This is a genomic window from Christiangramia forsetii KT0803 (assembly GCF_000060345.1).
In the GTDB taxonomy this organism is placed as follows: Bacteria; Bacteroidota; Bacteroidia; order Flavobacteriales; family Flavobacteriaceae; genus Christiangramia; species Christiangramia forsetii.
In genome coordinates, this window is sequence record NC_008571.1 from 2446098 (window position 1) to 2466631 (window position 20534).

Annotated in this window: 23 protein-coding genes; 8 read left to right on the forward strand and 15 right to left on the reverse strand. The window is 36.0% G+C overall.

The window, feature by feature from the left end:
• Nucleotides 1-7: 7 nt before the first annotated feature.
• Nucleotides 8-187, reverse strand: coding sequence for a CAL67264 family membrane protein (locus GFO_RS10825; RefSeq protein WP_041250102.1), 180 nt, complete (start codon nucleotides 185-187; stop codon nucleotides 8-10).
• Between the two features lie 186 nt (nucleotides 188-373).
• On the opposite strand from GFO_RS10825, the gene GFO_RS10830 reads away from it, so the two are divergent.
• The 4 genes from GFO_RS10830 to GFO_RS10845 all read left to right on the forward strand — a co-directional run bounded on the left by GFO_RS10830 (nucleotide 374) and on the right by GFO_RS10845 (nucleotide 5026).
• Nucleotides 374-2002: an acyl-CoA carboxylase subunit beta gene (locus GFO_RS10830; protein ID WP_011710168.1), complete on the forward strand. Its 1629-nt coding sequence runs from the start codon at nucleotides 374-376 to the stop codon at nucleotides 2000-2002.
• 3 nt (nucleotides 2003-2005) lie between these two features.
• Nucleotides 2006-2890 (forward strand): hypothetical protein, encoded by an 885-nt coding sequence (locus GFO_RS10835; protein ID WP_011710169.1) that lies wholly within the window; start codon nucleotides 2006-2008, stop codon nucleotides 2888-2890.
• Nucleotides 2883-4517, forward strand: a complete 1635-nt coding sequence (locus GFO_RS10840; protein WP_011710170.1) for a M1 family metallopeptidase — start codon at nucleotides 2883-2885, stop codon at nucleotides 4515-4517. Before GFO_RS10835 ends, GFO_RS10840 begins: the two co-directional genes overlap by 8 nt.
• 86 nt (nucleotides 4518-4603) lie before the next feature.
• Nucleotides 4604-5026, forward strand: a complete 423-nt coding sequence (locus GFO_RS10845; protein ID WP_011710171.1) for a DoxX family protein — start codon at nucleotides 4604-4606, stop codon at nucleotides 5024-5026.
• Nucleotides 5027-5037: 11 nt separating this feature from the next.
• Here GFO_RS10845 and GFO_RS10850 read toward each other — a convergent pair whose 3' ends face one another.
• The 11 genes from GFO_RS10850 to holA form a co-directional block, all read right to left on the reverse strand.
• Nucleotides 5038-6369, reverse strand: a complete 1332-nt coding sequence (locus tag GFO_RS10850; protein WP_011710172.1) for a M24 family metallopeptidase — start codon at nucleotides 6367-6369, stop codon at nucleotides 5038-5040.
• Nucleotides 6370-6411: 42 nt separating this feature from the next.
• On the reverse strand, nucleotides 6412-6942 hold the full coding sequence (locus GFO_RS10855) for a CIA30 family protein (protein ID WP_011710173.1): 531 nt from the start codon (nucleotides 6940-6942) through the stop codon (nucleotides 6412-6414).
• A 4-nt stretch (nucleotides 6943-6946) separates the two neighbouring features.
• Entirely contained in the window at nucleotides 6947-8044 is a 1098-nt protein-coding gene (locus GFO_RS10860; RefSeq protein WP_041250103.1) for an AMP-binding protein, read from the reverse strand.
• A gap of 123 nt (nucleotides 8045-8167) precedes the next feature.
• Nucleotides 8168-8908, reverse strand: coding sequence for an LVIVD repeat-containing protein (locus GFO_RS10865; protein ID WP_011710175.1), 741 nt, complete (start codon nucleotides 8906-8908; stop codon nucleotides 8168-8170).
• A gap of 6 nt (nucleotides 8909-8914) precedes the next feature.
• The gene (locus GFO_RS10870; protein ID WP_011710176.1) at nucleotides 8915-9421 is read right to left on the reverse strand and encodes a hypothetical protein; all 507 of its coding nucleotides are present in this window, start codon (nucleotides 9419-9421) and stop codon (nucleotides 8915-8917) included.
• A gap of 91 nt (nucleotides 9422-9512) precedes the next feature.
• The gene (locus GFO_RS10875) at nucleotides 9513-10451 is read right to left on the reverse strand and encodes a CPBP family intramembrane glutamic endopeptidase (protein WP_011710177.1); all 939 of its coding nucleotides are present in this window, start codon (nucleotides 10449-10451) and stop codon (nucleotides 9513-9515) included.
• A gap of 8 nt (nucleotides 10452-10459) precedes the next feature.
• Nucleotides 10460-11494 carry an o-succinylbenzoate synthase gene (locus GFO_RS10880; RefSeq protein WP_011710178.1) on the reverse strand — a complete coding sequence of 345 codons (1035 nt, stop codon included), beginning with the start codon at nucleotides 11492-11494 and terminating at the stop codon, nucleotides 10460-10462.
• A gap of 44 nt (nucleotides 11495-11538) precedes the next feature.
• Nucleotides 11539-11886 (reverse strand): four helix bundle protein, encoded by a 348-nt coding sequence (locus tag GFO_RS10885; protein WP_229664730.1) that lies wholly within the window; start codon nucleotides 11884-11886, stop codon nucleotides 11539-11541.
• A 58-nt stretch (nucleotides 11887-11944) separates the two neighbouring features.
• A complete protein-coding gene (locus tag GFO_RS10890) occupies nucleotides 11945-12625 on the reverse strand; it encodes a metal-dependent hydrolase (protein ID WP_011710180.1) in 681 nt (226 codons plus the stop codon).
• A 92-nt stretch (nucleotides 12626-12717) separates the two neighbouring features.
• Nucleotides 12718-13620 carry a 1,4-dihydroxy-2-naphthoate octaprenyltransferase gene (gene menA, locus GFO_RS10895; protein WP_011710181.1) on the reverse strand — a complete coding sequence of 301 codons (903 nt, stop codon included), beginning with the start codon at nucleotides 13618-13620 and terminating at the stop codon, nucleotides 12718-12720.
• Between the two features lie 2 nt (nucleotides 13621-13622).
• Nucleotides 13623-14627: a DNA polymerase III subunit delta gene (gene holA / locus GFO_RS10900; RefSeq protein ID WP_011710182.1), complete on the reverse strand. Its 1005-nt coding sequence runs from the start codon at nucleotides 14625-14627 to the stop codon at nucleotides 13623-13625.
• Nucleotides 14628-14710: 83 nt separating this feature from the next.
• Here holA and GFO_RS10905 point away from each other — a divergent pair, with 83 nt between their 5' ends.
• The 4 genes from GFO_RS10905 (at nucleotide 14711) to GFO_RS10920 (ending at nucleotide 18318) form a co-directional block, all read left to right on the forward strand.
• Nucleotides 14711-15160: a type I restriction enzyme HsdR N-terminal domain-containing protein gene (locus GFO_RS10905; RefSeq protein ID WP_011710183.1), complete on the forward strand. Its 450-nt coding sequence runs from the start codon at nucleotides 14711-14713 to the stop codon at nucleotides 15158-15160.
• Nucleotides 15157-16149 (forward strand): glycosyltransferase family 2 protein, encoded by a 993-nt coding sequence (locus tag GFO_RS10910; protein WP_011710184.1) that lies wholly within the window; start codon nucleotides 15157-15159, stop codon nucleotides 16147-16149. Before GFO_RS10905 ends, GFO_RS10910 begins: the two co-directional genes overlap by 4 nt.
• A 97-nt stretch (nucleotides 16150-16246) precedes the next feature.
• Nucleotides 16247-17092, forward strand: a complete 846-nt coding sequence (locus GFO_RS10915) for an OmpA/MotB family protein (protein ID WP_011710185.1) — start codon at nucleotides 16247-16249, stop codon at nucleotides 17090-17092.
• 128 nt (nucleotides 17093-17220) lie between these two features.
• A complete protein-coding gene (locus GFO_RS10920) occupies nucleotides 17221-18318 on the forward strand; it encodes a neutral zinc metallopeptidase (protein ID WP_011710186.1) in 1098 nt (365 codons plus the stop codon).
• Nucleotides 18319-18481: 163 nt separating this feature from the next.
• On the opposite strand, the gene GFO_RS10925 is transcribed toward GFO_RS10920, so the two are convergent.
• The 3 genes from GFO_RS10925 to GFO_RS10935 form a co-directional block, all read right to left on the reverse strand.
• Nucleotides 18482-19318 (reverse strand): alpha/beta fold hydrolase, encoded by an 837-nt coding sequence (locus tag GFO_RS10925; protein WP_011710188.1) that lies wholly within the window; start codon nucleotides 19316-19318, stop codon nucleotides 18482-18484.
• Between the two features lie 106 nt (nucleotides 19319-19424).
• Nucleotides 19425-20045, reverse strand: coding sequence for an L-threonylcarbamoyladenylate synthase (locus tag GFO_RS10930; protein ID WP_011710189.1), 621 nt, complete (start codon nucleotides 20043-20045; stop codon nucleotides 19425-19427).
• A 60-nt stretch (nucleotides 20046-20105) separates the two neighbouring features.
• A complete protein-coding gene (locus tag GFO_RS10935) occupies nucleotides 20106-20318 on the reverse strand; it encodes a hypervirulence associated TUDOR domain-containing protein (RefSeq protein ID WP_011710190.1) in 213 nt (70 codons plus the stop codon).
• Between the last annotated feature and the right edge of the window lie 216 nt (nucleotides 20319-20534).

The window sequence follows — 20534 nt, forward strand, 5'->3', positions numbered from 1 at the left end:
CTTAATTTTAAACCCGGCCCTTTAGAGCATTAAAAACCCAGGATATAAAGAAAAATCCTATTCCAGTTACAGAAAAACCAATTGCATAATCCCTATATTTTAAAACCCCTAAAAGTACAAGAGCCGTTCCCACAAGAAACATTAAAAAAGAGGCCCATCCAAAAATAGTATTTTTATTCATTGCCATCAATCCGGTTTTATTACAAATATCGGCTAATTTTTAATGATTGTTTTAAACCATAGAATTCAAGTGATTTTGTATTTTAGCAAAAAGTCATTTCTGAATAAAAATTCACAATATTTCTTCAGAAATTAGATTAATTTCGAATTAATCTTAGCGAAATAGTCGAATTCTTGTAAATAGTTCAAAATAATGGATATCAATTTCAATAAAAATGAAGATTACAACAAGCTTTTAGTTTCTTCTTTGAGACAGAGGCTTGCCAAAGTAAAACTTGGTGGTGGTGAAAAAAAAATAGAAAAACATCATTCCAAAGGAAAAATGACCGCCAGGGAGCGAATCGATTTTCTTTTAGATGATAAATCGAACTCCATCGAAATTGGTGCGTTTGCAGGAGAAGGAATGTACAAAGAGCATGGCGGATGCCCCAGCGGAGGTGTTGTAGTTAAAATGGGATATGTATCTGGCAAGCAATGTATCGTGGTTGCCAATGACGCAACTGTGAAAGCGGGAGCCTGGTTTCCAATAACCGGGAAAAAGAATCTTCGTGCTCAGGAAATTGCTATAGAAAACAGGTTACCTATTATTTATCTGGTAGACAGTGCAGGTGTTTATTTACCTATGCAGGATGAAATATTTCCTGATAAAGAACATTTTGGAAGAATATTTCGCAACAATGCAGTAATGAGCAGTATGGGAATCACTCAAATCGCAGCAGTAATGGGAAGCTGTGTAGCCGGAGGAGCCTATTTACCTATTATGAGTGATGAAGCCATTATTGTTGAAAAGACCGGAAGTATATTTTTAGCAGGTAGCTACCTTGTAAAAGCTGCCATTGGTGAGTCTATAGATAATGAAACGCTTGGAGGAGCTACTACGCATTCTGAGATAAGCGGAGTAACAGATTATAAAGCAAAAGATGATAAAGATGCGCTAACCCGTATTCAAAACATCATGGATAAAATTGGCGATTATGACAAAGCGGGATATAGTCATAAGAAGTCCGTTAAACCAAAGGAAAACCCGGAAGATATCTACGGAATTCTACCTAAGAAAAGAAGTGACCAGTATGATATGCACAAGATTATTGAAAGACTTGTGGATGGTTCAGAATTTGAAGAATATAAAGAAGGATATGGGCAAACAATTATCACTGGTTATGCCCGTATAGACGGTTGGGCAGTTGGAATTGTTGCCAATCAGCGAAAGATTGTAAAAACCAAGAAAGGTGAAATGCAGTTTGGGGGAGTGATCTATTCAGATTCTGCCGATAAGGCTACTCGTTTCATTGCAAACTGCAATCAGAAGAAAATTCCATTGGTTTTTCTTCAGGATGTCACCGGATTTATGGTGGGAAGTAAAAGCGAACATGGCGGAATCATTAAAGATGGTGCCAAAATGGTAAATGCCGTAAGTAATTCTGTAGTTCCGAAATTTACCATAATTATAGGAAATTCTTATGGTGCAGGAAATTACGCTATGTGCGGAAAGGCTTATGATCCAAGACTAATCGCTGCCTGGCCAAGTGCTGAACTTGCCGTAATGGGAGGAACTCAGGCTGCTAAAGTACTCGCTCAAATCGAAACGGCCTCAATGGCCAAAAAAGGTGAAAAAGTAGATGAGGAAAAAGAGAAAGAAGTATTTGAAAAACTGAAAGCTAAATACGATGAGCAGACTTCTGCTTATTATGCCGCAGCCAGAATCTGGACAGATGCTATCATAGATCCTTTAGATACCAGAAAGTGGATCTCCATGGGGATAGAAGCTGCCAATCATGCTCCTATCGAGAAAGATTTTAATATGGGGGTAATTCAAACCTGATTTATGAAACACACATTTTTTCTATTTATCACCGTATTTATAAGTCTACAAGCATTTTCTCAGGATACAATTAAAAGACAGGCTGCAAGGAAGTTTATTTCCCTGAAATTTTACGAAGAAACATTTGGGAAACCTGTAGACACCACGGAATTTAGTTATAGAGATAATGATACCCTGGTAAGAGTACCACTTGATTTCGATCCCTATGCCGGAAAAGACTACGTGAGAGTGGAATATGTTCCAAAAGATTCAACATTTCTGGATATCTATAAGGATGTTGTGTACAATACCGATGTGAAGATAGATTCAACCGAAAGGATGAAATACTGGAAAGAAGAAATCAGGATATTTTTTGATGAAAGCGTACCTGTATCGCATACCAAAGATCTCATGCAATTTGCGAAAACGATCTCCAGGGATATAGACTCACTAAAGATTACTCGAAATTTTGATAGAGAGAAATCAAATTATCTGGTGTATTATCTAAACAGAGAAAACATCAGTGATTATGAACCCAGAATAACCAATAATACTGGTGGTTATTATGTTAGCTGGAACGGACGGCAACAGATTTATGACGGAAAACTGAAGATTAATACAGAAAAAGCAAAGTCGGAAGAACTTCAGCTAAATCTATTAAAATTTCACTTTTTTAAATCTTTAGGATATTTCAGATCATCAAAAGATTTGGTTTGCAAAAGTATTTTATCGGCCTGTAGAACCTTAAGAGAGCTCACAGAAAGAGATTTGGAAATCTTAAATTATCATTACTCTTACGGTGTTTGTAAAGGGGAAACATTGAAAAATTTCTCAGAACAAACTCAGAGAATGCAAGAAGTCTTAGATAAAGATCCAAACGCCAAATTATATATAATGCATCATGAATAGATTATTCACCATACTTTTCCTTTTTACGTGGGCGCTCTCCGGAGCCCAGGTTGTTGGAGAAAATCACACCGATTACACACAAGCTGACAGCCTTAGGGGATCTTTAAGACCTGAAAGAACAGGTTTTGATGTTCAGAAATATCATCTAAAGCTAAAAATAGAGCCTGAAAAGAAATTTATTTCAGGATCCAACACCATAAGTTTTCAGGTAATGAACAGCTTACCAAGCATGCAGTTAGACCTCTTTGAGAATATGAAAATTGACTCTATCATGCATGGAAATAAAAGTCTGGATTACCAACGAAAGTTCAATGCTGTATTTATCAATTTTGAGAAACCTTTAAAGCAGGGAACGCTTGATTCTATTCAATTTTACTATCATGGAAACCCTATTGTGGCAGAAAATGCTCCCTGGGATGGCGGATTCGTTTGGTCTGAAGATAAGAATGGAAATCCGTGGATAGGTGTTGCCGCTCAAGGAACAGGTGCTAGTTTGTGGTATCCAAATAAAGATCATCAAAGCGATGAACCTGAAGAAGCCAGAATGGATATTAGCGTACCCACCGGACTTACTAATGTTTCTAACGGTAGATTTATTAAGAAAACGGATCTTGAAAATGGATTTACTGAATGGAGCTGGAAAGTAGTCAACCCAATCAATAACTACAATATCATGATCAATATCGGGAAGTATGCTCACTTTTCAGATAAATACAAAGACCTTGATCTTGATTATTATGTTTTAGAATACAATCTTGATAAAGCGAAGAAACAGTTCGAGGAAGTAAAAGACATGATGGAATGTTTCTATGAAAAAATGGGACCTTATCCTTTTGAAAAAGATGGTTTTAAACTCGTGGAAACTCCCTATCTCGGGATGGAGCATCAAAGTGCCGTAGCCTATGGTAATAACTATAAAAATGGTTATCTGGGAAGAGATCTTTCTGGTACCGGAATTGGACTAAAATGGGATTATATCATCATCCATGAATCTGGACATGAGTGGTATGGAAATAGTATTACTGCCAAGGATATTGCAGATATGTGGATCCAGGAAGGTTTTACCAGTTATACAGAAAGTATTTATGTAGAATGCCGTTGGGGAAAACAGGAAGCCCTGGAATATCTTAAAGGAACGAGACGAGGTGTGGGCAATAAGCAAAAAATTATAGGTGATTATGGTGTAAATGCTGAAGGTTCTGGCGATATGTACTTTAAAGGAGCGAACCTTTTAAATACCATTAGAAGTATTTACGATAATGATGAATTATGGTGGGATACTTTCAGGAATTATACTAAAACATTTAAGCATCAAACGATCACTACCAATGATACGGAAGCATTCTTTAATGAGGCTATCAATATAGATCTAAAACCTGTATTTAATCAATATCTGAGACAGGCTGCTTTACCGGTTCTTCAACTTAAACAAGGAGATGACCAGATACTATACCGCTGGAAAGCCGATGTGATAAATTTTAAAATGCCCGTAGATGTAATTATTGATGAAGAAGAAATAAGATTAATGGGAACCTCTGAATGGCAATCTTATGAAACCGGGGAAGGATTAGATGAGTTGAAGGTCAATGAATTAGAATTCTACATTACCACAAAAATAGTGGAGTAATAAAAATAACGATTAGAAACTATATTTTCAGACTTAATACAGGCGTATTACATTGATTTTTAGTAATTTAATGTAAATTTTCCATTATGTTAAGTATCAAATCACTTAATAAATGGGCCAATGCACATACTTACTACTGGTTGGATGTATTGAGAGTAGCTCTGGGTGTTCTCTTTTTTATTAAAGGAGTCAATTTTATTTCTCAGACTGAAACCCTGGTAACCTTGATTGAACCTCTTAGAGGTTTTGGAGGGACTATGTTAGTTGTTCACTATGTAGCTTCGGCACATCTCGTAGGCGGAATCCTAATTGCTTTTGGACTGCTTACCAGATGGGCATTAATCGCGCAATTACCAATTTTGTTTGGAGCGATCCTTATTAATTTCGTAGGCGTAATGAGCGCTTCCAACTTAATCCTGGCACTCGTAGTATTTGTATTTACCGCTTTCTTTATCTTTTATGGCTCCGGAAAACATTCCGCAGATTATTTGATGAAGATGGGTTATTAGGCCTAAATCATTCAGTTTTCAGCTTCTTCCGAAGGAATTAGCATAAGATTTCTTTGTCTTTTATTTACGTATCTAAATCCGTCTTCTCCCCAGAATCCTGCCTCTTCCAGCATAATTCTGATACTTTTATTCCATTCTGGAACTTCAACTTCGGTATTCAGTTCAATTGCGTAGACAGTATTCTCGTATAATTTGTAATCTCCAGTTCCGGGCACCCCACCCTGTTGATCCCACATTCCGATCGTTGGTCCCGCAGAATGTCCATACAGACCTAGTGGATGCGTATAGATGGAAGCTTTTAAGTCTCTTTCTTTCGCCTCTTCAAGACTTTGTCTTAATATTTCATTTCCGCTAAGTCCTGTCTCAAAATTTGAGATTAGAATATCCTGAAGCTCGTTTCCTTTATTAAAAGCCTGCTGAAGAAAATCAGGGGCTGCTGTCTCACCATCCTTAAGCACGTATGCCATTTGCTGGCAATCTGTATTCAAGCGCAGGTAAGTAATTCCGAAATCGCAATGTAACAGATCGCCGGGAAGTATAACACTGCTCCCATTTTTATCTGAAAAAGCGGTGACTTGATCTACCAGCTTTTCTTTATTTCTTTGGATGTCCACAGTTGGGTGAAACCAGGTCTCCATTCCCATATCGGTAACTTTTTGGCGCATCCACCAAACAACATCCTCTGTAGTGGTAACTCCGGGTTCAATTAGTTTTGAACTAAAGGCCTCCGCTATTATATCGTGAGTTATTTCCACCAAAGAACTGTAAACTATCATCTCCCTAATTGTTCTTGTCTCGATCCAGCCTACTGCAAGATCTTCTGCAGAAACTATTCTCTTCACATATTCCTCAGGTAAAGCTTCCTTAAATTCATCAAAATCGGTTTTTACCAATCCATCTGCAATTCCAAAGTTTTCAGAAAAATTTAGCCCAATTTTTTCCGGATTACGATCTTTTATAATATCAATTAAAGCTTTCCACTGGTCAGGTTGTTTTTCCTTATCCCAGGCTGAATCTATATTCTCCCCGATATTATATCTGGCAATTGCAAGTTTTTCAATCGTATCCTGATATTTTTTCCTATTAAACACCAGAACTGTTCTTCTCCTGGCATTTAACCAGGTACTGGGAAGCATCGTTCTTAAAACAGGATCTTCATTATATTCACGCGAAATCAATATCCACATATCTATACCGGTCCTGTCCATGAGCATGGGTAAAACTTCATTAAATCTTTCTGCAAGAATCTGATCTATAATTTCAGATCTTTCACGTTCAGCAAGAATCTGACTTTGGGATACTGTAGTGAATAGCAATAAGCCTAAAAGAAATATTTTTTTCATGAATTGGTTTTGATTAAATAAGCTATCTAAAGAAATTCCGAATTATTCTAATTCAATTTTATCTATCAAAAGCTGAAATTTTTCATTCTTTTTGTTTCCTATCAAAATACCAATCTCATCTATATGCTGATGCGCAAAATTGGCTAGATTCAACTTCCGACCTCTAAAATAAGGATACATTTCTTTTAAAGGAATTTTTATATTCTGCCATTCTCCATTGGTAGAAAATTCAGTGATATATGAATAATAATTTTGGTCTCTATTCTTTATTCTGAATTGATATTTTTTTCCATGTCCTTTAAGTTTGATTGAAATCATTTGATGATTTTCAAGATCAATTTTTTGCATATCATATCTTACAGACACAAATCCGTCATTGTTCTCCAAGGAAACATTTCCTTCAAACTGCGCATGGCCGTCTGCATTCAAGAAAAATGTTCCGTTCGAGTTTCCTCCCATCACCCGGTCTTCTACGATATTCCAGTTTGAAATATCGCTATTCTTCTGAAAATCAAAAATTGTATTCAAATTAAAAATAATTAGTCCCAGAATAGAAAGTGAGAGATTTTTCATAAAACTATGACACTTTACTTTTTAAAGTATTCTCACGATGGATCTTACCGTTAGGGGTTTCTTCAAATTTCTCTATAAGATAGATCTTCTTTGGCTTTTCATATTTATCTAAAGATTTGATATTATCGATCTGCTCTTTAAGCTGATCGATGGTTTCTTCTGAAAAGTCATCTTCTACAAAAAGAATTAATTTCTCTCCCAGAGAATCATCAGGCATTGAAGTAACAAAAAATCTACGATCAAGCACTTTGTTTAATTTTTGCTCTATCTGTTCTGGAAATAACTTGATACCTCCAGAATTTATAATATTATCATACCTGCCTTTCCAAAGAAATCGCTTGTAAGTGATAATTTCTACTACATCATTTGTCACAATCTCCTCATCCAGAATATTTGGCGCTTTAATTATTAAGCATCCTCGCTCATCCTGAGTGATACCAACGTTCGGCATTAATTTGAAGGGACGCTCACCCTTTTTCTTTTTTCTTGGATTAAGCCTTTTTGCTGCGATGTGACTGCAAGTCTCGGTCATCCCATAAGTTTCAAACAGAATTGAATCTACCTCCTTAAGCATATTTCTTAAACGTGGAGAAACAGCGCCCCCACCAATAATCATCTTCTTAACCAAATGTAAACGTGCTATGGAATTATCTAATTGGAAAGGAGTCATTGCCGAAAAATCATAGACTTTAAAAACCTGGTCCAGTGGATTTGATGAAGGTGGTACAGTATCTATATTCCAGCCAAGAAACATCGCCCTAACCAGCATCATTTTACCTGCAATATATTCAGCAGGAAGACACATTAAAGCTTTAGTATGCGCCGGCAATTTAAAAAATTTTGAAGTCGCTAAAGCCGAATTTACCATGTGTTGCTTTTGCAGACGTATCTTCTTAGGTTCCCCCGTAGATCCAGAAGTTTTCACTTCTATATACGACGTTGGCTTTAACCAGTCTAATAGAAAGCTCCCTATTTGTTGTTCAAAAGGTTCTCCCTCCTTAATATAACTATAGGCGACTTGTTTAAGGTCGGCATTTGTAAAATGCAGTTTATTCAGTTTAAAATCAGGATGAGTTTCTGGTATTTTGTACTTATTTGTCATGTTCCAAACTAAGTTGCTAAATAACTTATTATTGAAAGTTAACAAATTGCAATGAAATTCTTAAATATCTTCTGAAACATTTAGGATATAGGCACTCCGAAAGCTTTCGATTATGTTGACAACTTAAAAAATGAATGTGCTAAGATTTTCATATTCTGCAGCATTATCGGCGTTTAGGGTGTATTGATAAAGCGCTTCTGAACCTATTACATACAAATGGTCCTGTTTAATAATCACATCAAAACCATCTACCGGAATTCCTCCAATTAAATCAGGCATGGCAGGATCGGTGACATCAAAAACTCTAACCACTCCTTGATCTGTCACCAATAAATTATCACCATATAATCCCAATCCAATTGGCCTATCCATATTAATAATGTTCAGCAATTGTGGTGCCATGGGATTTGCTACATTGTAGATTTCCAGCTGGTTTACATTACCTTCACATGAAACATTGGTATGTAATGTCACATAAGCAAAAGAACCATCAGAAACCACCGGATCGCAACTTCTCACATGCTCTACTTTAGATAATTGCAATGGAAATCTAGGATCTGATATATCATAAATATACATTCCCAACCTACTACCTACAAATAGATTTTCTCCCAGGCTGTAAAGCGTTTCAATGTCAAAACCAATATGTTTTTCATTGACAAATTCCGGTTTATCCCGATTGCTGATATCGAAAATTCTCAAAGATTGCTCATCCACAGTATATAAATAATCTCCGGCCAGCGTAAATCTTGCCAGGGAGCCTCCAACTCCATCTCCTTTTGCATTGCCATTAGGTAAAGTTGAATTGTCTGTACTACAAGCCATCAAAAGTACGTACGGAATAAGTAGAAGTAATTTTTTCATATCGTTCTAGTTTAAGGATTGATAGCCTATTATTATCTGATTCTCGCCCAGGTCAAAATCTTCCGCCAGAAAACCATCCGGAGAATTAAGCCTTGGGAAAACGTTTCTAACCCTATGTAAAATCTCTATAGAATTGGCATCAAGTCGCATTGCAACGAGGTCTACGGCATGATGAACATAAATGGTGTTATTTCTAATGGCAAGGTCCGTAGCCAGCGGAATCTCTATAAATAAAATGTTAGCGGGATTTTTTGGGTCGTGATTATCCAGCACATGGAAACCTTTATTGAGTTCATTAATAAAGACAATGTCTCCATTAACATAGATTTTTCCTGCTTCCTCAATCTCCCTCGGGGCACCTATGGCTATAGTACTTTCAAAAATTTCACGATCTATTGTAAGTGGCTCGAAAGAACTTGTAACAGGATTTATATCCCCCCGCTCATCATTGCGATGAAGCCAGCACGACTGTAAAAAAAGACAGGCAATGATTATAAGAAGTGGTTTTTTCATGTTGGTTAGTTTCTAAATAGATACAAATATCTACAAATGGTTGCGTGCCAGGCATTACCATTCTTCACTTCCAACTGAACAATTAGAGCTCTTATTGCTGATTTTCAATAACAACAGGTTTCTCTACACTCCCAAATAATTTTTCTTTCCAATTAGTCCATTTGTACTTCCGGGCCATAATAAAAAGAAATAAAGGATAAATTAATAATACCGGAATTAACACATCCCACCCGGCAGAAGGTTCAGAAATATCTTTAAATATAGAATTTGTTTGAAATGCAGTCCAATCGGCAGTAACCAAAAGAGCGGTCAGGAGATTATTAGCGGCATGAAAGCCTAAAGAAAGCTCAATTCCTTCATCCATCAAAGCCATAATACCTAACATAAAACCAGTTCCTATATAATAGATCATGATAATATTGCCCAATTTAGTGACCTCGGGATTAAAAAAATGGAGTCCTCCAAATATCACAGAGGTAATAATCAGGGGTAACCAACGATTACGGCTTAGTACACCAATTCCCTGCATTAAATATGCTCTGAAAAAATATTCTTCAAAACTGGTTTGAAGCGGGACAAAGATCACCGCTATAACCAACAAAATAAGAAAAGGGATCAACTCAAAATTCCACTGATAGTCTTGCGGATTGCTATAATAATCTCCTATTGTAGTAATTAAAATGAAAACACCAACAAGTCCAAATGCAAACCAAAACCGGCTCCAGTCAATTTTATTCCTGGATGTGGTAAGAGAACGTAAAGTTTGACCATGAATTTTCTTTACTGCGATAAAAAGAAAAACCAGCCCTATGGCAAATGAAAGTAACATGAGAAACAGGAAGTAATTAGAATCTAGAGCCGTCATCATCTCGCTCTCGGTAAGCGTTGCAGTCTCTGCCACTCCAAGCTCCAAAAGAAGCGCTGCCATCAAAGGAATTTGCCCTATAAAAATACCAGCAACCACCATCAATACACCAATAATATACCTCCAAAAATCGTATTTGTACTTAAAGGCCTGTGCTATAAACATATTTCTTTTTATAAATTAAACTCCCAATTTTTAGAAGGATTGTATTTAATATTCCCATTTTCAACCTTTAGCGGACTCTCAAAATTATTGGTATATAACCCGCCCGTCCCAAGGCCTTGTGGCAGCTTTGAATCTAAAGTGAACGTATATTGAGAAATTGCATTCAATCCAATATTACTTTCTAAAGCGCTGGTGATCCACCATTTTATTTCATTTGTTTCACAAACTTTTTTCCACTCCTCGGTTCCCCGAATCCCCCCGATTAAGCTGGGTTTAAAAATAGCATACTGTGGTTTTAATGTTTGTATAAGATTTTCTTTTTCCGTTACATCTGTAATGCCAATGAGTTCTTCATCTAAAGCAATTGGAATTGGGGTATTTCTGCAGAGCGCTGCCATTTCATCAATTTGCCCCTGCTTTATAGGCTGTTCAATACTATGCAATTGATAATTAGATAATAATTCTAATTTTCTTAATGCCTTCTTTGGATCAAACGCTCCATTTGCGTCTACTCTTAATTCAATATCCTTTTCAGAAAAATTACTTCTAATAGATTTTAACAGATCAAGCTCCGTTTCAAAATCTATTGCTCCAATCTTCAGTTTAATGCAACTAAAACCGGCTTTAATCTTTTCTGAAATCTGCTCTTTCATATATTGCTTATCGCCCATCCAGATAAGTCCGTTTATGGGAATCGCTTTTTTTCCGGAAGTAAATTCTGAAGGAAACAATACAAAGGGATCTTCTGCTTTTAAACTTTTGAAAGCCATCTCCACACCAAACTGAATGCTTGGAAATTCCCGAAGTTCTTCCCATAGCATTTTTTCACCAAGATTGATATTATTACAAGCCCATTTTAATTTGTCTTCATAATCTGGGCGATCATCATAACTAAGGCTTCTTAAAATCCCGCATTCTCCAATTCCGAAACTATTCCCGTCAGAAATTTTCAAAAACCAGGTTTCTTTTTCAGTAAGAACGCCCCGCGATGTTCCGCTAGGGCGTTTAAATTTGAGTGTGTACTTTTTGTAATCTGCCGTCATATTAGACCATTAGATTTCTTGAAATTTGGATTATTAGATTTTCTTTAATTTTTAATTCTTGCATTGATTGTTGATCTAAACTTCGATATCATTTTTATAATTGAAGTCAATTTTTCTTGCAGAGCTATCAACTCAGTATCTTTTAAAAAACCCAAATCATTCGAAAGTAAAATCTGAGTTTCTACCTCATAACAAGAACCCATTGCCATTTCTAAATATCTACTAAAGTCTTTTGAAGAAATTCTCGATGTCCCTTCAGAAATATTGGAAGGTATAGAGACACTTGCCCTTCTTAGTTGACTAATCAAACCAAACTTTTCAGATTTAGGAAAATTGGCAATTACTATATAAATATCCTTGCAAAAGACCCTGCTTTGTTTCCATATTTCCAATTCTTTGAATCTGTGCATTGCTAACTATCCAATATTCTAACTAATCTAAAAATCCTCTTTACAATTCTATTGATTCTCCAATATCCAATAACATCAGGTCTTTTCCTTTTTCATAGAATTTCTTTTTAGCCTCTTCATGATCAATCTCGATATAACCGAAAGTGTCATAATGGCAACCAATAATCTTATCACATTCAATAAAATCGCTTGCTATAATAGCATCATTAATCCCCATCGTGAAATTATCTCCAATTGGCAGCACCGCAATATCAAGTTTTGTGTGCATAGGGATTAATTTCATATCCATAGTTAAGGCCGTATCTCCGGCAATATAGATATTCTTGTGTTCCCCTTCAATCACAAAACCGCCGGGTTGACCACCGTAACTTCCGTCAGGAAATGAACTTGTGTGAATTGCATTTACATATTTCACTTTTCCGAATTCAAAATCCCAGCTGCCACCATGATTCATGGGGTGTACTTCAAAACCTTTTTCTTCATAATGATTCGCAATTTCGAAATTACTTACAATTACGGCACCGGTATTTTTAGCGATGGCTTCAGCATCTAAAATATGATCCTGATGCGCATGAGTGAGCAAAATATAATCGGCCTTTAGATCATTGATATCCACTTTATCTTTAGAAAGATCATTTCCGGTAATAAAGGGATCAACAAGTACATGTATATCTCCAATTTTCAGTGCCAGGGTATTCTGACCGTAAAATGTAATTTTCATAATCTTATATTTCGGTTCTCAATAAAAATAGGGATTCAGTCAAAGATCCCAGAAGTCTACACTATATAATTTTGTTAAACTTAGCCTGAAATTTACCAAATCAATCCAAGTGCAAAAAGAAGTGCTATACCAAATGTGGAAAGGGCTACAATTTTAAGTTCTGGATCCAGCGCTTTAGGATCGTTATTCAGAACCACTCTCTTTAAATGAAAAATAAGCGGGATAAAAGCTAGTAGATAAATAAAATCATTTAGTTCTGACGCATTGATCGCAGAATAAATAAGGAGACAGAATAATGCACCTAAAATAATCGCATAGTGATAATCCTTCCCTTTTTTTTCTCCCATTTTCACCACCAGGGTGATCTTACCTGCCTTCTCATCAGAGATTCGATCCCTTAAATTATTGAGATTGAGCACTGCCACACTTAAAAGCCCCATAGAAATAGCCGGAAAAACACTTACCACTTCATGATCATGACTATATAAATAGTAAGAACCGTAAACAGCTACCAAACCAAAGAATATAAAAACGAAAATATCTCCCATCCCCTTATAGCCGTAAGCTGTATTTCCTACCGTGTATTTAATTGCTGCAATTATTGCAGCGATACCTAGAAGAAAAAATATTAATGCTGAAAAAAGCTTATCCACTCCGAATGAAGCATATATTAAAAGTACTGCCAGAAGTAATGTGGCAGCAGCGGTAATCACTATTGCCCGAAGCATATCTTTTTGGGTAATTAGCCCGCTCTGGATAGCACGGATAGGGCCTATTCTATCATCATTATCTGTTCCCTTAACGCCATCACCATAATCGTTAGCAAAATTAGAAAGAATCTGTAATCCTAATGTGGTTCCTAATGCAAGACTAAAAATTGCCACGTCAAAATACCCATCGTAGGCAGCGATACTACTTCCCACAAGTATTCCGGAAATAGAAAGAGGTAGCGTTCTAAGCCTTGCTGCATTGATCCAGGGTGAAATTCTGCTCATTCTTAATTCATAATTTTTACAATAAGCTCTTTTAAAAGATCTCCCTGTGCAATATTAGTTGCACCTACACCCTTGCTTTTCACGTCTGTCTCCTGGAGCAAACTAATAGCATGGCTTACTTTTTTCATGGGGTAGTTTCTAGCTGCAGAAACATAATCACTAACAAAATAAGGGCTTACCTTTAACTGCTTGGCCACAACGCCCTTAGATTTATCATTTAAACCGTGATATTGAAGAATTTGTGAAAAGTATGAAAACAGTAGAGAAATAGTGACTACCATAGGATTGTCCTTGGGATTCTGAGAAAAATAATTCACAATTCTATGAGCCTTTAAAGAATCTTTTTCCCCTATTGCCTTTCTAAGTTCAAAATTATTGAAATCTTTGCTTATACCTATATTTTCTTCAATGATCTCTGGAGTTATCGTAGTTCCAGGCTTGCAAATTAGCTGTAGTTTCTCGAGTTCATTATCAATCTTACCCAAATCTGTCCCTAAAAATTCTACCAGCATTTGAGAAGCTTTTGGTGAAATTGAATACCCCCTACTTTTTAAATTTCTGGTGATCCAGTCGCCTACCTGATTTTCATACAGCCGTTTTCCTTCAAAAATTACTCCCGATTTATCAATGGACTTATATAGCTTTTTACGCTTGTCTATTTTTTTATACTTATAGCAAATTACAAGAACAGTGGTTGGCTGAGGATTTTCAGCATAATCAACAAGCTTTTCAATGCTTCTGGAAAGATCCTGGGCTTCCTTCAGGATCACAACCTGTCGCTCGGCCATCATCGGATACCGCTTGGCATTGCTCACTACCTCATCGATACTGGTATCCCTTCCGTAGATCAACATCTGGTTAAAACCCCGCTCTTCTTCAGACAGAATATTTTCTTCAATAAAGTCTGAAATCTTATCGATGTAATAAGCTTCTTCACCCATCAGGAAATAAATAGGCTTTATATTTCCTTTTTGAATATCATTTACAATCTGTCTGGCTTCGTCCATACGGAATTATGCGGAGGTTTACATTGAAAGAAATCTAAAAAAGTAACTTGCGAGCCTGTAATATTGTTTATTACTTTTGGAACATGCAAAAATTGAATTTCCCTCAATATTCATTTCGGTTCAAAAATAATCAAAATAAAGTAGCTGTTTTTGATGATTTAAGGAAAAAATTTGTGATCCTTACACCGGAAGAATGGGTGCGGCAACATTGCGTCAAATTTTTGCAAACCGAAAAGAACTACCCGTTAAGCCTTATCAATGTGGAGAAACAACTCAAAATTGCAGGACTTACAAAGCGATATGACATTGTTGTTTTCGAACCAGACGGAAATATTCAGATAATTGTGGAGTGCAAGGCGCCGAAGATTAAAATCACCCAGGAAACATTTGATCAAATCGCTCGATACAATTTAACCTTAAAAGCTAATTTTCTCATGGTCACGAATGGGAAAGACCATTATTTCTGTAAAATGGATTACGAAAATGAAAACTATATCTTCCTGAAAGATATCCCTGAATATTCCAGAGCATGAAAATAGCAGTAGTCATCTTAAATTGGAATGGAAAATATTTGTTGGAAGAATTTCTTCCATCGGTCATTTCACATTCTAAAGAAGCAACTATTTATGTTGCAGATAATGCATCAAGCGATGGTTCTATCGAATTTCTAAAGGCTCATTTTCCTGAAATTAATATTATTCAGAATAAAATTAATGCCGGCTATGCTGGAGGATATAACCTGGCATTAAAATCTGTGCCGGAAGAAATACACATTTTATTAAATAGTGACGTAGAGGTCACTGAAAATTGGTTGGGGCCAATACTTGAGGCTTTTGAAAATGAACCGGAAACTGTTGCTATTCAACCAAAAATTCTGGATTACAAGAAAAAAGACCATTTTGAATATGCCGGGGCGGCAGGAGGATATATAGATAAATTTGGATATCCGTTCTGCAGAGGTAGAATTTTCCAGGAATTAGAAGAAGATTACGGTCAATATAACGAAGACAAATATATATTCTGGGCAAGCGGTGCATGTCTGGCAATAAGAAAAAAAAGTTTTTATGAAATTGGAGGTCTGGATGAGGATTTTTTCGCTCATCAGGAGGAAATAGACCTTTGCTGGAGGCTTTTAAATAGTGGTTATAAAATTAAATATGTGAGTTCTTCCAGAGTTTACCATGTTGGCGGGGCAACTTTAGGCGATATAAATCCTAAAAAAACATTCTATAATTTTAGAAATAGTCTTTTTTTACTTTTAAAAAATGTTGAATCTTCCTGGCTTTTTTACGTCCTGTTTATAAGAATGCTGCTCGATGGGATCGCGGCTTTTAAGTTTATTTTCGAAGGAAAATTGAATCATTTTTTCGCAATTTTAAAAGCACATGCCAGCTTCTACAGGCATTACGGTAAAATCCGAAAAAAAAGACCAAAAGAATTCATTTTCAGGAAATACTATTTGATTTCTTCCGTTGTCTATTCACATTTTATACTGAAAAAAAATAAGTTCAATGAACTTTAAAAATAAATAAAAAAGGAAATGTTAAAATACCTTTCCAGCTTACTATTTTTTTGATATTTTTGGTTCATCTAACAATTTAAAATTTAAGAAACGAGTTATGAAAAAAATCATGCTTTTGTCGGCAACAGCTGCCATTTTGCTATCTTCATGTGTTTCACAGAAAAAATACAATGAACTGGAAACCAAGCAAAGAGAAACACAGGATCAATTAAATACCGCTACGGTTAAATTGAATTCCTGTCTCGACGAAAAAGAAAGTCTGAACGGTCAAATTAAAAACCTGAACAATACAAATGCGGCTCTTCTAAATAACGTAGGAGATTTAGCTACACTTTCTAAGAAAGAAGCTGAAAACATGGAACGTTCTTTAGAGAGTATTAAAGAAAAGGATCTGGCTATCCGTTCTATGCAGGATGCAATGAACAAGAAAGATTCTGTAACTCTTGCCCTTGTAACAAGTCTTAAAGGAGCTTTAGGAGATCTAAGCGATGAAGATATCGAGATCAACGTAGAAAAAGGTGTGGTTTATGTATCTATCTCAGATAAATTATTATTTGATAGCGGACGTTACAACATCAAACCTCGTGCGAAAGAAGTACTTGGTAAAGTAGCAACTGTTGTAAAAAACAAACCAAATATCGAATTTATGGTAGAGGGTCACACAGATGATCAGGCTATTAGTACTTCAATGTTTGAAGACAACTGGGATCTTAGTGTAAAACGTGCTACTTCTGTAGTAAGAGTTCTACAGGACGATTTTGGTATTGAACCGGCTCGTATGACTGCTGCAGGTAGAAGTTACTACATCCCTGTTGCTTCTAACGAAACTGCAGAAGGTCGTGCTAAGAACAGAAGAACAAGAATTGTTGTTCTTCCTAAGTTAGACCAATTCTACAGTATGATTGAAGAAGGAATGGAAAAAGCAAGTTCTGGAGAAGAGTAAGCTCTAAATTTCATACATATATAAAAAGCCCTGCAATTGCGGGGCTTTTTTATTTTTAACAGTTAAAATACTATAAAACAGTATTTTATAGTATTTTTAGACATACCAAACTCCTAAATTTTGAGATTATGAAAAGGAAAGATGTTTGCATCTTGGGTCTGGGTATTCTATTTTTTTCGATTACCGTTCTCTCCTGCTCCAGGGATCAATTAACCTATGAAAATAACCAGCCTGGTTTAAGTGATCCCAAAGTTCCATTACACAAGAAAAAAAACAATTCTTATGTAAATGAAGATATCACTTACTCCATTCTCAATGTGGTGAATGATGAACTATATATGGATGCCTCCTGCGAATCCACAGACTTCTCCCAGGTTCTATCAGGCTATTTGACCGAAATACTCAATGATCCTTTTTTTGACTTTAATCTATTAGACTACTATTTAGAACTAAACAGAAAGTATGTTACTTTCTACCGTGGAGACAACTATTACGGTGAGAATGGCGAATTTAATCATCTTGCCAAAAAAAGAATAAGAGAACTTACCAAATTCTGGAGCCTTGACCGTGAAATTTACCTAAACGGGCAGCATACTGCTTTTTTAGATGATCGGGAAATTCTTACAGATATGATAGAAAGTTTTGACCGCTCTGTTAGAAATAGAATGGAAGCTTACGAAAAGGCAGATTCATTATTAGCGATCAACGCACAATCTTCGGTCTTTCCAGAAAATCCCTATTTTGCCTTTGATGCATTCACCAAACCTAGTGGGCTTTTGGTAATTGGTGACGGAATACTCCAAAGTTTAACTGAAACTGGAATTGATGGAGACATTGCTTTTTCTACCATGCTTGCACATGAATGGTGGCACCAGGCTCAATTTGAATACGATGAGGAATGGGATTTTATAGATCAACTTGCCAATCCCTCAGAGAGAACAAGATTCTCAGAATTAGAAGCAGATTTTGCTGCTTCTTACTTTCTATCCCATAAAAGGGGTGCTACCTACAACTGGAAGAGAATTGAAGAGTATTTTTCATTATCATTCAATGTTGGAGATTGTTTCGTTCAGTCAAATGATCATCATGGCACTCCCAAACAGAGACTTGCTGCCGCCAAATTTGGATATAAACTGGCTGCTTCCGCACAGAAAAAAGGCTTTATCTTAAGCCCTACAGAAGTTCATGAAGCATTCTTAAAAGTATATGAACTATTGATCTTATAAAATGAAAAGGAAGCTGTCTTAAAAGTAGTAATAACCGTCATCCTGAATTTATTTCAGGATCTTAACAAATTGATAATCAATACTTTTCAGAAGCTAAATCAAGTTCAGCTTCTAGAAAAAGTCACTTTTAAGACAACTTCTTTTTTCTTATTTCTTCAAAGTTTTAAGACTTTAAAAAGTCTGTAAATATTTTATTAAATTCTGCGGTGTGAGTAAGAACCAGCCCGTGAGGAGCTTCTTCGATTACATGGTATTCACTTTTAGAGATCATCTCTGCGCTTTTCTTTCCAGAAATTTTTATAGGCACAATTTGATCTGCATCTCCATGAACTACCAATGTTGGAACATCGAATTTTTCAAGATCCTTTCTAAAATCGGTTAAACCGAAGGAATCAATACATTCCAGAGTGGCGTTCGGTGAGCCCTTGCATGCAATAGACCAGTAATAGTCTGCCATTTCCTCACTGATTCTATCACCCACCTTCTCAAAATTTACAAACTGTTTCCCAAAACCTTTCAAAAATGCAGGTCGGTCTTTTTTGATTTCTTCCTTGAAACCTTCAAAAACATCTTTCTCCAGTCCGTCAGGGTTATCATCTGTTTTCAACATGAATGGGGGAACTGCAGAAATTAGTGCAGCTTTAGAAAGTTTCGAGGTTCCATAATTACCAATATACCTGGCGACTTCTCCTCCACCCATAGAGAATCCAACAATAGTAACTTCTGAAAGGCTTAGATTGGTGATAATATCATTAAGGTCTTTGGCCAGGCTATCATAATCATAATTGCTCCATGGTTTATCGCTTTCACCAAATCCTCTTCGATCATAGGCAATACATCTAAATCCTGCGTCTACAACCGCATTAACCTGGTATTCCCACATTCTATGACTTAAAGGCCACCCATGGATTAAAATAACAGGTTTTCCTTCCCCATAATCCTCATAAAACAAATTAATATTTTTGCCTTTTTCTTTACTTGTAGTTTCAATAAAACTCATAACAATTCAATTTTCAATTAAAATAGGAATGTTCCGTTCTATTAAAAAATGTAAAACATACTTTAGTATGTAATTAACTACAAATTCAAAAATTTTCAGAAGACTTTTACATTATATCAATGCGACCCTTTCCTTCCCGGATCACTTCAGGTTCGCCAGTAGTTAGGTCTATTACAGTTGAAGCAATATTATCTCCAAAGCCACCGTCAATAACAATATCTACCAGATGATCCCACTTTTCCTTGATAAGTTCGGGATCTGTACTGTATTCTAAAACCTCATCTTCGTCTCTAATAGAAGTAGAAACAATGGGATTCCCAAGACCATTTACGATAGCTCTACAAATATTATTATCAGGCACACGTATACCTACGGTTTTTTTCTTTTTGAAAACATTCGGCAGGCTATTCCCACCAGGAAGAATAAAGGTATAGGGTCCCGGAAGAGAACGTTTTAAGATTTTAAACGTAGAAGAATCAATCTGCTTCACATAGTCTGAGAGATTACTAAGGTCTTCGCAAACAAAGGAAAAGTTCGCTTTTTCAAGCTTCACATTTTTTATCTGGGCTATTTTTTCCAGGGCTGAAACATTGGTGATGTCGCATCCTAATCCATAAATAGTGTCGGTTGGGTAGATTATGAGGCCTCCTTTTCGCAAGGTCTCCACAACTTTATTAATATGTTTAGGAGCAGGATTTTCGTCATATATTCGAAGTAATTCAGCCATAATAATATTTTTTAGTCCTTTTAAAGTTACAGGTTTAATATAATTTTTTTGAATAGATACTCAGTCTAATTTTTCTACTTCACTTTCAAGCTTTAAAACCTTGCTTCCGTCTTCCTGTTCTATAAATAAAGCCTTATCTCCTTCTTCTCCATTACGGGTAATTTCACTTCCCTGAATTTTTTTAGTGATTTTTTTAGAATATGTTTCTATTACTTTTCCTTCTGCCGTTCCATTACCCCATTCCCATTTTACGTTGCTTCCTTCTCTTATCATTTTTTATTTTCAAGATAAAAAATATTCCGCTTTCTATTTTATACTTAGGTTACTTGAAGGCTTTTTTAAAGGAGTTTTAACATATATGGAAGTATAACTAATGTATATCCTTTTCTGTCTTATAGTAATTTCGTTTCCCCAGAATTTATTTCGTGGCCCCAGGTTACTGTAATAATTATCGGTGTTCTGCGATTCTGAAACAGGTTCAGAATGAAC